11 protein-coding genes are annotated in these 15,269 nt (G+C 74.3%); 3 read left to right on the top strand and 8 right to left on the bottom strand.

The genetic code is table 11. The annotated features are described in order from the left end of the window. From AB0927_RS27235 to AB0927_RS27220, 4 genes are all read right to left on the bottom strand, one after another. On the bottom strand, positions 1-2,826 hold the full coding sequence (locus AB0927_RS27235) for an NHLP bacteriocin export ABC transporter permease/ATPase subunit (protein WP_366670356.1): 2,826 nt from the start codon (positions 2,824-2,826) through the stop codon (positions 1-3). After that, the gene (locus AB0927_RS27230; protein ID WP_366670355.1) at positions 2,826-5,051 is read right to left on the bottom strand and encodes an NHLP family bacteriocin export ABC transporter peptidase/permease/ATPase subunit; all 2,226 of its coding nucleotides are present in this window, start codon (positions 5,049-5,051) and stop codon (positions 2,826-2,828) included. Before AB0927_RS27230 ends, AB0927_RS27235 begins: the two co-directional genes overlap by 1 nt. Beyond that, the gene (locus AB0927_RS27225) at positions 5,048-5,854 is read right to left on the bottom strand and encodes an HlyD family efflux transporter periplasmic adaptor subunit (RefSeq protein ID WP_366670353.1); all 807 of its coding nucleotides are present in this window, start codon (positions 5,852-5,854) and stop codon (positions 5,048-5,050) included. The genes AB0927_RS27230 and AB0927_RS27225 overlap by 4 nt, the downstream gene beginning before the upstream one ends. Positions 5,855-5,955: 101 nt before the next feature. Beyond that, the gene (locus AB0927_RS27220; protein WP_366670352.1) at positions 5,956-6,171 is read right to left on the bottom strand and encodes a type A2 lantipeptide; all 216 of its coding nucleotides are present in this window, start codon (positions 6,169-6,171) and stop codon (positions 5,956-5,958) included. A 761-nt stretch (positions 6,172-6,932) separates the two neighbouring features. Between AB0927_RS27220 and AB0927_RS27215 the strand changes: the two genes are divergently transcribed. Then, complete coding sequence (locus AB0927_RS27215) at positions 6,933-7,541, top strand: response regulator transcription factor (RefSeq protein ID WP_366670351.1); 609 nt, start codon at positions 6,933-6,935, stop codon at positions 7,539-7,541. Between the two features lie 122 nt (positions 7,542-7,663). Here the strand turns inward: AB0927_RS27215 and AB0927_RS27210 are convergent, their stop codons facing one another. From AB0927_RS27210 to lanKC, 4 genes are all read right to left on the bottom strand, one after another. Then, positions 7,664-9,406 (bottom strand): ATP-binding cassette domain-containing protein, encoded by a 1,743-nt coding sequence (locus AB0927_RS27210; protein WP_366670392.1) that lies wholly within the window; start codon positions 9,404-9,406, stop codon positions 7,664-7,666. 83 nt (positions 9,407-9,489) lie between these two features. Further along, a complete protein-coding gene (locus AB0927_RS27205; RefSeq protein WP_366670350.1) occupies positions 9,490-11,322 on the bottom strand; it encodes an ABC transporter ATP-binding protein in 1,833 nt (610 codons plus the stop codon). A gap of 126 nt (positions 11,323-11,448) precedes the next feature. Further along, complete coding sequence (locus AB0927_RS27200) at positions 11,449-11,565, bottom strand: SapB/AmfS family lanthipeptide (protein WP_366670349.1); 117 nt, start codon at positions 11,563-11,565, stop codon at positions 11,449-11,451. Positions 11,566-11,615: 50 nt separating this feature from the next. Continuing rightward, positions 11,616-14,288, bottom strand: coding sequence for a class III lanthionine synthetase LanKC (gene lanKC, locus AB0927_RS27195; protein ID WP_366670348.1), 2,673 nt, complete (start codon positions 14,286-14,288; stop codon positions 11,616-11,618). Positions 14,289-14,514: 226 nt separating this feature from the next. Between lanKC and AB0927_RS27190 the strand changes: the two genes are divergently transcribed. Together AB0927_RS27190 and AB0927_RS27185 are read left to right on the top strand one after the other, a co-directional pair. Next, complete coding sequence (locus AB0927_RS27190) at positions 14,515-14,802, top strand: hypothetical protein (protein WP_366670347.1); 288 nt, start codon at positions 14,515-14,517, stop codon at positions 14,800-14,802. Positions 14,803-14,869: 67 nt separating this feature from the next. Further along, positions 14,870-15,238, top strand: a complete 369-nt coding sequence (locus AB0927_RS27185) for a DUF6479 family protein (protein WP_366670346.1) — start codon at positions 14,870-14,872, stop codon at positions 15,236-15,238. The last annotated feature ends 31 nt before the right edge of the window (positions 15,239-15,269 follow it).

The raw sequence follows: 15,269 nt of genomic DNA, 5'->3' as shown, positions 1-15,269 counted from the left end.
TTAGGTCAGCTGCCGTCGCACCAGTTCGTGCAGGCGTCCCGCGGTGTCCGCGAGCAGTTCGGCCGGGCTGCCCTGCTGGACCACCCGGCCCTCCTCCATCACGATCACCCGGTCCGCGTCCAGCACCGTGGACAGCCGGTGGGCGATGACGACGCGGGTGGCGTTCAGCTTGCGGGTGCTGTCGATGACGATGCGCTGGGTGTCGTTGTCCAGGGCGCTGGTCGCCTCGTCGAAGAAGAGGACGCGGGGGCGGCGGATCAGCGCCTGGGCGATCATCAGCCGCTGGCGCTGCCCGCCGGAGACCGAGCCGCTGCCGGAGACGATGGTGTGCAGGCCCATCGGCATGCGCTTGATGTCCTCCGCGAGGCCCGCCATCTCGGCCGCCGCCATCGCCTCCTCGGGGGTGTACGGCTCGGTGCCGCAGATGACGTCCAGGAGGGAGCCGGTGAACGGCTGGGCGTGCTGGAGCACCACCCCGCACTGGCGGCGCACCGCCGACTGGTCCAGTGCCGCGAGGTCCTGGCCGTCGTACAGGACGCTGCCGGAGACCGGCCGGTCGAAGCCGATCAGCAGCCGCAGCAGCGTGGACTTGCCGCAGCCGCTCGGGCCGACGACCGCCACGAACTCGCCCGGCCGCACCGCGAAGGAGACGTCGTCCAGGACGAGCGGGCCGTCGTCGGTATACCGGAAGGACAGCCGGCGGGCCTCCAGCGCGCCGGAGAGCGGGCCGGGGCGGGTGCTCGCGGCGCGGACCTCCGGGGCGGCCTCCAGGACCGGCCGGATCTCCTCGAACAGCGGCAGCGCCGCCACCGCCGACACCAGAGAGCCGGTCAGCTGGGTGACCGAGGTCAGCACCATCGTCACCGAGGTGTTGAAGGTGAGGAAGTCCGCCGCCGACAGCGTGCCCCTCGCCGGTCCCGCCAGCAGCATGAACATCAGCAGCGAGCACACCGGCAGGTAGACCGCGCCGAGGACCGCGGTGAGGTTCTTGATCCGCCCGGCGCGCTGCTGGAGTTCCCGGCCGCGCGCGAACTCCCGCGCCCAGGCGGCGTACGCGTAGTTCTCGGCGGCCGCGACGCGCAGCTTGGGCAGCCCGCGCAGGGTCTGGAACGCCTGGTTGTTCAGCCGGTTGCCGAGCACCACCAGGCGCCGCTGCCAGCGCACCTGCCACAGCCCGAGCCCCAGGAACACGGCCGCGATGACGACCAGCACACCGATCGCCGCGAGTGCCATCGGCACGCTGTACCACAGCAGCAGTCCGAGGTTCATCGCGCCGACCGTCACCGACTGGGCGACCACCGGGCCGACGCCCGCCAGCATCCGGCGCATCGCGCTGATCCCCATGGCCGCACTGGCCAGTTCGCCGGTGGAGCGCTGGGTGAAGAACCGGGTGGGCAGCCGCAGCAGCCGGTCCCAGACAGCCGGTTGCAGCGCCGCCTCGACCCGGCCCTCCAGGCGCAGGATCGACAGGTTCTCCAGCAGCGTGAACGCCGCGGACACCACTCCGCTGACCATCACCGCCAGGCACACCTGGACGATCAGGCCCTCCTCGGCCCTCGGCACGTACTCGCCGAGCACCTTGCCGGTCGCGATGGGCACCAGCGCGCCGATCGCCACCGTCACCAGACCCGCGAGCAGCAGGCCGGCGAGGTCGCCGCGGGCGCCGCTCAGCGTGAACCGGAGCAGGCCGAGCGGGGAGAGGGCCTTGTCGGGCAGCGGCCGGTAGAACATCACCGCGCGCGGCTCGAACTCCTGCGCGTTCGCCTTGCCGACGGAGGTTTCCCGGCCGGTGCCGGGATGGACGGCCGCGTAGCCGCCGCGCCGCCACAGCAGGGCGACCGGCGCCCCGGACAGCGCCCGCCGCCCCACCAGCGGGCCCACGTTCTCCCGCCACCACCGGCCTTCGAGGCGTACGGCACGGGTGCGCACCCGGGAGGAAAGGGCCACCCGCTCGACCGGATCGAGGCGTTCGTTCTCCGTACCGCTCCGCGCGGGTTCGGCGAGCGTGATCCCGGCGGCCCGCGCGACCAACGCGCAGGCCGCGTAGGTGGCATCGGCGTCGGCGGCCGTCGTACGGCGCCCCGAGCGGCGGCCGATCGAGGCCAGCAGGGTGCGGTCCGCCTGGGCGCCCGCCGCCTCACCCGCCTTGATCCCGGCGGCCGTCCGGGTCTCGTGGCTGCGCTCCAACTGCTCGATCCAGCGGTCCAGCCCGCTGAGCAGCCGGTACTGCTGGTCGACCATCGACTGCCACAGCGCCGGGTCCATCAGCAGATCGGCGGCGGCCTCGGCGCCGTACAGGGAGCCGTACTGGACGCTTCCGGGCGGCACCTGCATCCAGAACACGTCGTCGTCCGTGGGGACTTCGGGACGCTCCTCGGCCAGCGGCGCCTGGAAGAGGACGGACAGGCCGCGGCCGACACCGAGCGCGAGGGCGTACTCCAGCGGGCTGGACGCCGGCGGCACGTACTGCGGCCGCCCGTACTCGTCGTACGACCAGGTCTGGGTGCCCGCGGGCTGGTACAGCTCGCGCAGGTTCACCCGGTGCACCACGCAGTCCCGCACCGGGCGGGCCACCAGGGTGTGCTGGGGGCCCGCGACCGGGCCGAGCAGCAGCGCGCCCGCCTCCAGGCGGCCCAGGTGGTGCCAGTGGCCCTGCCCGGCGGCGTCCACCGCGAACAGGTCCAGGGCGCCGGCCGCCACCAGCCACAGCGTCTGGGGCCCCTCCAGGTCGAGGCGGGTGAACCCGGCGCAGTCGACCCGGGCGCCGAGCGCGCCCAGCGCGCCGAGCACCAGGTCCCCGTCGTAACCCTCCTGAACAGACGTCATCAACGCTCCCTGACCAGCGCCGCGTACGCGCCGCCGCGCGCCACCAGCTCCTCGTGCCGCCCGCGTTCGACCACGGCGCCGTGCTGGAGCACGACGATCTCGTCGCTGTCGCGGACCGTGCTCAGCCGGTGCGCGATCACCACACAGGCGCAGCCGCGCCGGCGCAGGTTGTCCATCACCACCAGCTCGGTCTCCGCGTCCAGCGCGCTGGTCACCTCGTCCAGCACCAGGATGCTGGGGCGGCGCACCAACGCCCGTGCGATCTCCAGGCGTTGGCGCTGGCCGCCGGAGAAGTTGCGGCCGTCCTGCGCCACCTCGCCGTGGATGCCGCCGGGCCGGCGCGCCACCACCTCGTACAGGGCGGCGTCCTTCAGTGCCTCGACCACCGCCTCGTCCGGGATCGACGGGTCCCACAGGGCGACGTTGTCGCGGACCGAGCCCTCGAAGAGGAACACCTCCTGGTCCACGAAGGAGACGGAGGCGGCGAGCGCGCCGCGCGGGATGTCCTCCAGGCGCCGGCCGTCGATGCGGATCACCCCGTCCCAGGGGGTGTACAGGCCCGAAATCAGCCTGGACACCGTGGACTTGCCGCTGCCCGAGCCGCCCACCAGCGCCACCTGCTGTCCGGGGCCCACGGTCAGGTCGAAGCCGGTCAGCAGCGGCTTGTCCAGCGGGCTGTAACCGAACGTGACGTTCTCCAGCTCGACATGGCCGTGCAGCCGGCGGGTGGAGTCACCGGAGCCGCCCCGGGCGTAGAGCGGGTCGGCCTGGAAGTTCTCCACGTCCTTCAGCCGTGCCACGTCGGCCGCGAAGTCCTGAATGCGGCCCGCCACCCCGTTGAGCCGGGTCAGCGGCGCGGTGAAGCGGGTGACCAGCGCCTGGAAGGCCACCAGCAGACCCACCGAGATATGTCCCTCGACGGCGCGCAGACCACCGATCCACAGGATCAGCGCGCTGTTGAACGTGGCCAGCGCCGGGGCGACCACCCCGAGCCACGCGCTCGGCACCCCGAGCCGCTGCTGCTCCTCCAGCGTGGCGGCGTGCTGCCCGGCCCACTTGCGGAAGTAGCCGTCCTCGCCGCCGGTCGCCTTCATCGTCTCGATCAACTGAAGGCCGGTGTAGGCCGTGTTGGTCAGCCGGGCGGTGTCCGCGCGCAGCTTGGCCGTACGCGTCGCGCGCAGCCGCACGACCAGTCGCATGGCGGCGATGTTCAGCAGGGCCACGCCGATGCCGACGAAGGTCAGCTGCGGGTCGTAGGTGTAGAGCAGCACCGCGTACAGCACGACCACGATCGCGTCCACGCCGGCCGCCGCGAGGTCGCGGGCCAGCGTCTCCGCCACCTGGTCGTTGGACTGGAGGCGCTGCACGAGGTCGGCGGGGGAGCGCTGGGCGAAGAACGTCACCGGCAGCCGCAGCAGATGGCGCAGGAAGCGGGCGCTGGTCAGGGTGGAGGAGATGATCCGTCCGTGCAGCAGATTGGCCTGCTGGAGCCAGGTCAGCGCCAGCGTGAGCAGCACACAGGCGGCCATCGAGGCGAACAGCACGCCCAGCAGGGAGGTCTGACCGCCGATCAGGAACGTGTCGATGTAGGTGCGGCTCAGCGCCGGTACGGCCGCGCCCACCGCGACCAGCAGCAGACTGGCCAGCACCGCGGCGGGCAGCGTGCCCGCGGTGCCGCGCAGCCGGGCCGGCAGGGCGCCGAGCACGCCCGGCCGGCGCCCGCCCCGGGTGAACTGCTCGCCGGGCTCCAGCACCAGGACGACACCGGTGAAGCTGCCGTCGAACTCCTCCAGGGGCACGAAACGGCGGCCCTTGGCGGGGTCGTTGAGGTAGATGCCGCGCCTGCCGAGGCGGCGGCCCATGCCGTCGTAGACGACGTAGTGGTTGAACTCCCAGAACAGGATGGCCGGGGCGCGCACCTCGGCGAGGGCGGCCAGGTCCATCTGCATGCCCTTGGCGGTCAGGCCGTAACCGCGCGCCGCCTTCAGCAGGTTGCTGGCGCGCGAACCGTCCCGGGAGACACCGCAGGCGATGCGCAGCTCCTCCAGCGGGACGTGACGGCCGTAGTGGCCGAGGACCATCGCGAGGGCGGCGGCGCCGCACTCGACGGCCTCCATCTGGAGCACGGTGGGCGTACGGACCGTGCCGGTACGGGACTTGGGGGCCGGGCGCCGGGCGGGGGCGGCGCGTCTGCGGCCGCGGGTCTCCTGCGGAGCGGACGTCACGAAAGCAGCCAATCGACGGGGTGCTGGTCGGCCAGCCGGATCGAGGCGGAGGCGAGGGTCATGGAGTCCAGCCGGAACGGCGGCCCCGCCGCGGTCGACCACCGGTAACCGCTCCTGGTCTCCCGCGAGCCGTCCAGCCGGACCGTCACGGCGACCGGGCGGCCGCCGTGGGTGAACTGCCGGCCGAGCTGGCTGTCGCCGAGGAAGGCGGCGATCGACTGGGCGGACTGCGCGGTCCGGTCCACCGAGCGCACCTGGCCGCGCAGCACGCCGTAGCGCTGCGCCGGCACGGAGGAGACGGTGAGGTCCACGGAGGCGTGTTCCGGGATGGCGGCGGCGTTCTCGGCGGGCACGTACACGGTCGCGTAGAGCGGGTCGTCCGCGTGGGCGACCTTCTCGACGGCGGCCACGTCGGTGCCGGTGCGGATGATCTGTCCGATGGCGGCGGCGAGCGTGGTGATCCGGCCCGCGGCGACCGTGCGGACGACCGAATCCCCTTGCGGGGTAAGGACCTTGATCACCGGGGCGTTCGCGGGCAGCTGTTGGCCCTGCCGGGCGAGGACGGCCGTCACCTGCCCCGCCACGGGGCTCTGGAGCACGTAACTGCCCTGCCCGTGGGTGAGGATGGCGCTCGCGTTCACGGTGGCGGCGACCGAGCCGGTCACCGCCCAGAAGGAGGCCGCGGCCATGACGGCGAGGGTGACGCCGAGGGCGAGCCGGCCCTGCGGGCGGGCGAGCCGCACCGGGAGGTCCAGCTCCTGGGGCGACTGGAGCTTGGCGAGGGCCTGTTGGCGGAACTGCACGGAACTTCCCTCACCTGTGGGGGAGTCGCTGGTGTTTCGGGACGCCCGAGAGCCCCGGAGCCGGGGAAGGCTCCGGGACCGACGGGTACAAGGAGGCTCGGTCAGAGACCGGCGACCAGGCCGGTGACCGGGGCCACGTTCAGGCCGGTGACACCCTCGACCGTGCCGATGGCCGTGTTGGCCAGGTCGGAAACCGGGGCGATGCCGTTGACGGCGCCGGTCACGGTGTTGAGGGCGTTCAGCTGAAGACCGCCGGAGACGGCGTCCAGCTCGGCGTCGGCGATCTCGGCGGTCTCGACCTGGGGGGTGGAGTTCATGATGGAACTTCCCTTCATATGGATATTCACAAGGGGGGAGCGGCCCCCTCCGGTAAACAGACGGACGGCCGCGGCCGCGGGCGGCGGGCTCCGTGACCGGGGCCCGCAGGCCCCCCGCGGTGCGAAGGATCAAAGCACGCGGGCCGGGCGGGCTTCCAATCAACCAGGGCCCTCACCAGGGAACTTGATCCATGACGGGGGGTATCCGTGCAGGCGTGGGCACGGCTTGTCGGCGACTTTTTCACATGCGGCACGGCATCGCCGCGACCACGGGCTTGCCTCGGGCGGCGCCGCCGCCACGGTGCCCGCCCGGGGCGGGCCGAGGGCGCGGGGATGTGCAGAAGCGCTGACTGCGGTGACCTGGTTGAGTATTCAATGTGTAGATCCGCTGAAGCATGTCGTCCGACATGGGTGCTAAACCGACCGCTGTTGGTCGATTACTGAACGTATTCATTCCGGTGCGGCGACCCGGGTGCGGCGAGCAGATCGTGCACAGGAGCGGACCGCGACGCGCGCTCCCGGAGCCGCCGGGCGGTGAACGCGGCCAAGTACCCCCGCCGACCCCCGCCATGCCACCGCAACCGTTGCGCGCGACGGCGTACGAGCCCCTTGCGTGCGCCCCCGCGCAACCTGATGGCTGGTTCTCCGCGCCCGCGAAGGGTGACAGCCGCCAACAATGGGGCACGCGCACGACAGCCGGGGAACGGCCACAGGATCTTCACGGTGCAGATGAAATGACGGCGAGCCTAGGGGGGCGGACAGTGATCCGGGTTTTACTGGTGCACGATGCGTGTCTGGTGCGATCAGTCCTGGCGGAATGGCTGCGCCGGGAGCCCGGCCTGGACGTGGAGGACACACCATGGCGCGGCGCCGCGGCCCGGGTGCGGACCCTGTGCCCCGATGTCTGCGCGGCCGACCTCGACTGTGCCGAGGGCAACGGGATGCCGCCGCTGACCGATCTCTGTCCGCCCGGCATCGGCGGCCGTCCCCCGGCCCTGGTCGTCCTCGCCCACGCCAACCGACCCGGGTTACTCAAACGCGCCGCGGACGCCGGCGCACTCGGCTTCGTCGACCAGGCGGGCTCCCCGGACCGCCTGGTCCGCGCCATCCGCTCGGCCGCCGAGAGGGAACGTTTCGTCGATTCCTCGCTGGGCTTCGGCTTCCTCAGGGCGGCGCAGATCCCGCTGACGAGACGGGAGCTGAGCGTGTTGTCGCTGGCGGCGGGGGGTGCGTCGATCGCGGAGATCGCGGGGAGCCTGCACCTCTCGCACGGGACGGTGCGGAACTACATGGCGTCGATCACGAGGAAGACGGGGGCGCGGAACCGGGTCGACGCGATCCGGATATCGCGGGGGGAGGGGTGGGTGTGACGGCTTCCGGGCGGGTGCGCGGGCCCTTCGCGGTGGCGCGTGGGTGTAGGGGCGAAAGCGCCGGCGCGCGGGCGCCGTAGCGGTGGCGCGCCGGCCTTCGAGGGGGCGTGCGCGCCGTGGGGTCAGCGGGCCGGGGACGCCGTCCAGTTGCCGACCAGGTCACGGTAGAGGGCGGAGGTGCGCAGCAGGGTCTCGTGGGTGCCGCAGGCGGTGTGCGCGCCGTCCATGACCAGGATCCGGTCGGCGCGGCGGGCGGAGCTGATCCGGTGGGCCACGACGACCAGCGTGCCGCCGGGGCGTGCTGCGAACGCGTGTTCGGCGCGTGCCTCCGCCGCCGGGTCGAGATGGCAGGTCGCCTCGTCCAGCAGGACGAGCGGGGCGGCGGAGAGGTAGGCCCGGGTCAGCGCGATGAGCTGCCGTTCACCGGCCGACAGGGCCGCCGGGTCGACCAGGGCACCGGGTCCGCCCAGTGCGCGGAGCAACGGCCCCGCCCCGACGGCCTCGGCCGCCGCCAGCAACTCCGCCTCGGGCGCCGGGGTGTCGCGGTACAGGGCCAGGTTCTCGGCGAGGGTGCCGCCGTGGACGTACGCCTCCTGCGGCACGAGCACGCGCAGCGCGGCCGCGCCGGGCCCCGGCACGTCGTGTCCGTACATCCGGATCGAGCCCCGGCCCGGCCGCAGCAGCCCGGCCACCAGCGCGGCGAGGGTCGACTTGCCGACACCGCTGGGACCTACGACGGCCAGGTGCGCGCCCGCGGGCACGTCGAGGGTGAAGCCGTCGAGGATGGGCTCGCTCGCGGGGCCGTAGGAGAAGGAGAGGGCGGTCAGCGAGAGGGCGGGGGCGTGTTCGCCGCCGGGGCGGGTGTTCCGGCGCCCCGGTTCCGACGGCAGGCTCGTCGCTCCGGGCCCTTCCCCGAGGTGCCCGGTGCCGCCCCCGCCGGGCGGCTGTCCGGTCGGCGAGGCCGCCGTCGGCCGGTCGCCCGACCGGTGCTCTCGCGCCGGTGCCGTCAGCCGGCGCAGCACCACCGTCAGGCGGGAGCCGCTGGTGCCGAGGCCGTGGACGAGGTTCTGGAGGGCGGGCAGGAGGGACTGGGTGACGTAGGCGAGCGCGCCGACCAGGGCGCCTGGGGTGACGCCGTGGCCGAGCAGCCAGGGCGCGGTGGCGAGCAGCAGCACCACCGGCAGCTGCCCGCCGACCGCCAGCGCCGCCACCCGGGCCACGCCTTGCCGGGCCAGGGCCCGCGCGGCCCGCTGCTCGATCCCGATCAGCTCTCCGGCGCGCGTGGCGACGCGCGCCTCCGCCCCGGCCGCGGTGACGTCCCGCAACCCCGGGCACACCGTGGCGAGTTCCTCCGCCAGCGCCTCGTCCGCCGCGAGGAACGCCTCCTGACGGCGGGCCAGCGGCCGCAGCGCCGCCGCGAAGAGGGCCGTTCCGGCCAGCAGCGGGGGTACGACGACGGCCAGCAGCAGCGGGTCGAGGGAGCACAGGCCGATCAGCGCCCCGACGGCGGTGAACAGGAACGACCGGGACACCAGCACCACCCCGGCGAGGGCGTCCCGCGCCAGCTCCACCTGCTGGGTGAGCCCGGACAACGCCCCGGCGTCGGCCTCGCGCACCCCGCGCGCCACCACCGCCGTCACCAGCCGGTCCCGCACCGGCTCCACGAGCGCCGCGACCGCGCCGTACACCCGGCCCGTCCCGTACGCCCCGGCCGCCACGGCGAGCCCCGCGCCCCCGAGCCACAGCAGCCCCACCCGGGTGTCCCCGGCCAGGAACCCGGCATCCAACGCCCGCGCCAGCGCGTACCCGAGCAGAAAGGTCTGCCCGGCCTCCAGCAGTGACCATCCGGCGAGCCGGACCGCCACCGTCCACGGCACCCGTAACAGCTCCGGCCACCGGGCCCGCGAGGACCCCGGCCACGGCGCCGCGCGCCCCGCTCGCACGCCGCTCACGCCCGTCGCGCCTTTGCCTTCGTCACGCGCCCCGGTCTCCCCTCGTCTCGCGCCGTCGCGGTCCGGCCCGCCGCCGGCCCGTCTTCCGACTCGTCCTCCGGCCCCGGCTCCGGCTCCGGAGTGTCCCCCGTCCCCTTCGCCGCGCCCTCTCCACTCCCGAACACCGCCCGGTACTCCGCGTTCCCCCACAGCTCCTCGTGCCGCCCCACCGCCCGCACCCGGCCCCCGTCCAGCCACGCCACCACGTCCGCGCGCGCCGCGGTCGTCGCGCGGTGGGCGATGAGCAGACGGGTCGGGCCGTCGGCGGCGAGCAGCGAGTGGGTGATCCGGTGTTCGGTGACCGTGTCCAGGCTGGAGAGGGCGTCGTCGAGGATCAGCAGGCGGCCGCCGCCGGCGAACGCGCGGGCCAGACCGAGGCGTTGGGACTCGCCGCCGGAGCGGGGGGCGTCGGACAGGAGGGTGGCGTAGCCGTCCGGGAGGCGGCGCACGAAGTCGTCGGCGCAGGCGTGGCGGGCGGCCGTGCGGATGGCCGCGGGGGAGGGGGCGGCGAGGCCGAAGCCGAGCGCGGACTCGATCGTCGTACCGAGCAGCGCGGGGCGTTCGAAGGCGTAACCCACCGCGCGGCGCAGCGCGGAACGGCTGAGGTCGCGCAGCGGCACGCCGTCGAGGCGGACCTCGCCCGCGTCCGGGTCGGTGAGCCGCCCGGCCACCTCCGCGAGCAGGGACTTGCCCGTGCCGGACCGGCCGACCACGGCCAGGACGGTGCCGCCCGGCACCACGAGGTCCACCCCGTCCAGCACGGTGCGCCCGCCGCGTCCGGCCCGTACCCCCCGCAGCTCCAGTCGGCCGGGGCCCGGCGGCAGCTCTCGCGTGCCGTGCGCGGGCGCGGGCTCGGACAGCACCTCGGCAAGCCGGCCGGTCGCCGCGCGGGCCCGGCCGAGCGTGGCCAACTGTCCGACGAGGACGCCGACTCCGGTGGCGAGCACCGCGTACCGGGAGGCCGCCAGCAACTCGCCGACGGACAGCCGGTGTCGGACCAGCAGCAGCCCGGCCACCGCCAGCACGGCCAGGTTCAGCAGCGGCGCCACGGCCACCGCCTGCGCCGCGGCCCGCCCCTGCACCCGCCACATCCGGTGCCCCGCGGCGGACAGTCCGGGCAGCGGCGCGAGGACCCGGCCGGTCTCGCGGTCCTCGGCACCCGCGGCGCGGATCGTACGGTGCCCGCCGACCGCCTCCGCGAGCGCGGTCGCGATCGTGCCCTGCGCCCGCAGGTACTCGGCCGCGGAGGCCGAGGTGTCCCGCGTGAAGGCGCGCAGCAGCAGCGCCAGCACCGGCGCGCCGGCCAGCAGGACGCCCGCCGCCCACGGGTCGATGAGGCCGAGCGCCACCACGCCCCCGACGGGCCCGGCGAGCGCGGCGAGCAGCGCGGCCACCGCGCCCGGCGCCGTCCCGGCCTGCGCGGCGCCGCCGACCAGCCGCGCCACGAGGTCCCCGGCGCCGAACCGGGCCGTGGCGCGCGGTCCCAGCGCCAGCACATGCGTGGTCACCAGACGGCGCAGCCAGGCCGTGGACGCCGCGCCGAGCGTGCCCGCGAGCACCTCCGTGCCCGCCTCCAGGACGGCGGTCAGCAGCACCAGGGCCGCACAGCGCAGCAGCCAGCGGGTGGCGGGGGCGTGCGCGAGCAGCAGGTCCAGGGTGTGGCCGAGCGCGGCCGGCAGCAGCAGACCGGCGCCCGTCGCCGCCGCGCTCACCAGGCCCAGCGCGGCGGCACGGGCCCCGCCGTCGCGGAGCACCGCACGCGGCAGACGGTCGGGAAGATCGGAGGTCATGAGCTGCCGCCTCACTGGCTCGTACGGAATGGCCGCGTACCGGAAGGCCGCGTACCGGAAGGCCGCGTACGGGAAGGCTCCGGGCGGCCTGCGCAGGTCGCCCGGAGCCGTGGTTTCAGCGCCCGGTCACAGGCAGAGCAGCACGCTCGCCGCGGAGACACAGGAGAGCAGGCTCAGCGTGCTCGCGCCGCCGCTGTCGTTGTGCTCGTCCGACTCCAGGGCCTGAAGGTCGAGAAGCGCCATGGTGATGGTCCTTTCCATTGATATGGGGACGGGGTTGTGTCACGACTCCGTCAGTTCGCGGAGCCGCGTGTGAGGGCCGCCGGTGGCGGCGGGAGGAAGGGCAGGTGCGCGGTGCGGCCGTCGTCCAGGGCCGACGCGAGGGCGAGCAGACAGCCCGCCGTCCCGGTGGCGAGGTCCATGGACAGGCGCATCATCTGGTGCCCGGGGAAGGCCAGTTGGCCCGCATAGCTCATCGCGAACCAGCCGAGCCCGTCGATCTGCCCCGCCAGCCGTTCGGGGGTGGCCCCCGGGGCACCGCTGCGGGCGAGATGCAGGATGAGACCGGCGCGGCCCTGGAAGAGACCGGGCTGGGCGTAGAAGCGGGAGGTGGCGGCGGCGATGATGCCGTCCCGGGCGCGCTCGAACCCGCCTTCCGGATCGGGTGCCCGGGCGGCGATCAGGTCGTCGAGGACCATGCCGATCCCCGCGCTGCCGTCGCCGAGGTACGGCAGTGTCCGCCAGCCCTCGTCGACCTCAAGGCCGCCGGTCGCCTCCTGGCGGACGCACATCGCCAGGTCCCGGCGCAGCGCTTCCGCCGCACAGGCCAACGTCTGTTCGTCTCCGGTCAGTTCATGGCGCCGCAGCAGGAACAGCGCGGGCCCGGTGGCGCCCCGCAGCAGCCCGGCCCGGCGGCGCGGTGTCTCGGGCACCGGCTCGGCGAGGCGTCGTACGAGGATGCCGGCGGCCTCGGCGGCGCGGTTTCGCAGCTCCGGCTCGCCGGTGGTGGAGGCGAGCTGGTCCAGGACCAGGCCGAGTCCCGCGAGACCTCCGTGCAGGTCGGCGGAGAGGCCCTGCCAGTTCTCCCGCAGGATGCCGTCGACCAGGTCCAGCGCCCGCTGCCGGTGCCCGAGTCGGTCCAGGACCAGGGCCACGCCCGCGAGTCCGTCGTACAGGCCGAGGGGCGTGCCGGGCGGCGGCGGGGCGGTGTGGTCGAGGAGCCAGCGCTCGCCCTCCTCGTAGCGGTCGACGCCCGCGGCGTGCAGGGCGTACAGCACCCCGGCCGCGCCGTGCGCGAGCCCGAGGCCGCCGCCGTCCGAGAACTGGGCGATGTCACCGGGGAACAGCCGGTCGTCGCGCTCGGGCGTGGCGGACGCGAGCAACGCCTTCACCATCGAGTCCCGGCTGTCCGGCCAGTCGCCCGGCACCACCGGCGGCGCCGGCCGGCTCCGGCGGACCGGCCGCTCGCCGGTCGTCTCGGACCCCGGTATCTCCCCGGTCACCTCGGACCCCGGCCGCTCCCCGATGTCCCGGGTGATCTCCGCGACCGCCTCGTCCAGGAACGCGCGCGGCACGTCCGGGAACTCTCCGGCGATCACGTCCGCCAGGTGTGCCGCCTTGCCCCGGTCCACCACGAACAGCGTGGTCACCGGCAGGAACAGGGCGAGCCGCAGACAGGCCAGCGCGTAGCGGTCGACGTCCGTGCCGCGCCGGTCCGGCGGCGCGAAGAAGCCGGGGTGGGCCACGGTCTGCCGGGCGTTCTCCGCGGCCGGGGCGGCGGCCTCGAAGTCGATGAGGAACACCGACTCCTCGTCCGGCGCCACCATGATGTTGAAGACATGCAGGTCGTTGAAGACCAGCCCGCGCGCGTGCACCGCCGCCACCGCCCGCTCCACCGCCGCGTACATCCGCAGCGCCCACGCCGTGTACGCGGCCACCTTCGCCGGATCGGGATCGGCGGTCAGCAGCGGATGCCGCTCGGCGAAGAACGAGTTGAGCGGCCGCCCCTGAAGGAAGTCCATCACCAGGAACCGGTGGTCGCCGAGCGTGCACCAGTCCCGCACCTCGGGCACCACCCCGGTCCCCGCGACCTGCTCCAGCGCCGCCTTCTCCCGCTCCAGCCGGGTCACCGCGTCCGCCCCGTCGGCGGCCAGCCCCGCGTGCGGACGGGCCTCCTTCAGCACCACCCGGCGCCCGTCCCGCAGGTCCGAACCCACGTACACGCCACCGCCGTTGGAGAAGTGCAGCGCCTTCTCGACGCGGTAGGGCAGCTCGCCCACCGTCGTCGTGTTGCGCGCCTGGAGATGCGGCCGCAGGAACTCCGGCAGCGTCACCCACGCCGGCACCTGGAAGGACGGCGCCCGGCGGTCCGGGACCAGCGTGCCGGTGTCGTCCGCCACCGCCAGGACCAGCGTGCCGCGCTCGCCGACGACGTACCGGCGGGTGAACGCGCCGTAGCGGACGTAGAGCGGGCCCTCGTGCCAGCGCAGGTCGGTGAGGATGTACGGCCCCTGCCGGCCCTTCAGCAGCGCCCCCAACTCCTCCAGGATCACCTGGAGTTGTATCTCGTCGGAGGGGTAGATCGTGACGAACTTGCCGCTGCTGTCGCGGCCCGCGTACTTGGCGTTGCGCAGGTGCAGCAGATGCGGGCCGGGTATGAACTTGAAGGGGATGTGGCGCGGCACGCAGTAGTCCCACACGATGCCGGCGATCTCCTCCGCGTTCGCCGCGGTCGCCGAGGAGTGGATCTTCCAGCCCTGGGCCGGCATCGGCAGCGGCGCGCCGTCCGTGCCGAGCGGGGTCAGCGTCAGCCAGTCGCCGCTGCGCGCGGCGCGCCAGCCGTCCGGGACGGTGCGACACGCCGTCGCGAACAGCGACGGAGCCGCGGCGCCGGCCGCGGAGAGCCGGTCGGGCGTGTCGTAGAAGTGCCCGTCGGCGAGCGCGTACACCTCGTACCGCTTGTCCATGCGCCTGTTCCGCCCCTCCTCCTGGGTGACGGCTAGACACTCGCAGGAGTCACCTGGTCGCGGACAGTCACGTCTGTCACGAGAACACCGTGCGGAACGCATGGGTGAAGTTGTGTTCGGGGGCTTTCGAGTCAGGAGGGACCGGTCGGGCGCCGTCCGGCGTGTCGGAGGGCATGGTTGCGGGTTGGACAGGCGCGCCGACCGGTCCGCGCCTAGATTCGATGGGGTGGCACACACCTTCGAAGAACTGGTGCAGAAGCAGCGGGCGGCCGACGCGGCCCACACCACGGTCGAGGACCTGCGCGAGACCTATGGCCCGCCGGCCGAACGCGGCATGACCGGCGCCCAGTCGGGCACCTACGAGACCGCCCTGCGCGCCTGGCGCGACCTCGCCCGCGACGCGCAGAGCGCGCTGAACGAGTACGCGAAGGAGACGGGCCGCCCGCGCGCCGACGTCGAGGCCGAGGTGGAGCGCGCCGCCGCGGGGCAGGAGGAGAGACCGCCGGCGGGCTGAGGGGCCCGAGGCGGCACCCGGACTCCCGCGCGGGAATCCGTCCGCTCGTCCCGGGTACCCGGCGCCCATGAACACTGCCATGTACGAAGCGGCCACCAGCAGGCAGGTCTTCGGTTACGTCCTCGTCCTGGCCGCCGGGGTCGTCCTGGTCGCCGGACTGATCTGGGCGTTCCGGCTGGGCTTCAAGGTGCGCCAGCGCGAGCCCGCCCCGCCGCGCCCGGAGGAGCAGCCCAAGCTGCCGCCGTCGGGCCCGGTCCGCGAGACCAGCGAGATGCGCGAACCCCGCGACGTGCCGAGGGCCGCCGAGGAGAGCGAGCGGCTCACCCCGCACCAGCTCGGCAACATCCGCTCCCGGCGCGCCGACGACCAGAGCCGTCCGCGCTGGTCGCCCGGTTCCAGCGGGTCCTTCGGCGGCGGGGGCGGCGGCCGCACCTGAACCGACCGCCGTCGGGCGGCCGGGTTCACGG

Source organism: Streptomyces sp. NPDC048106, assembly GCF_040706415.1.
Lineage (GTDB): Bacteria > Actinomycetota > Actinomycetes > Streptomycetales > Streptomycetaceae > Streptomyces.
Note: the sequence above shows the minus strand (reverse complement) of the source record. Positions and strands in the feature narration are given on the sequence as shown.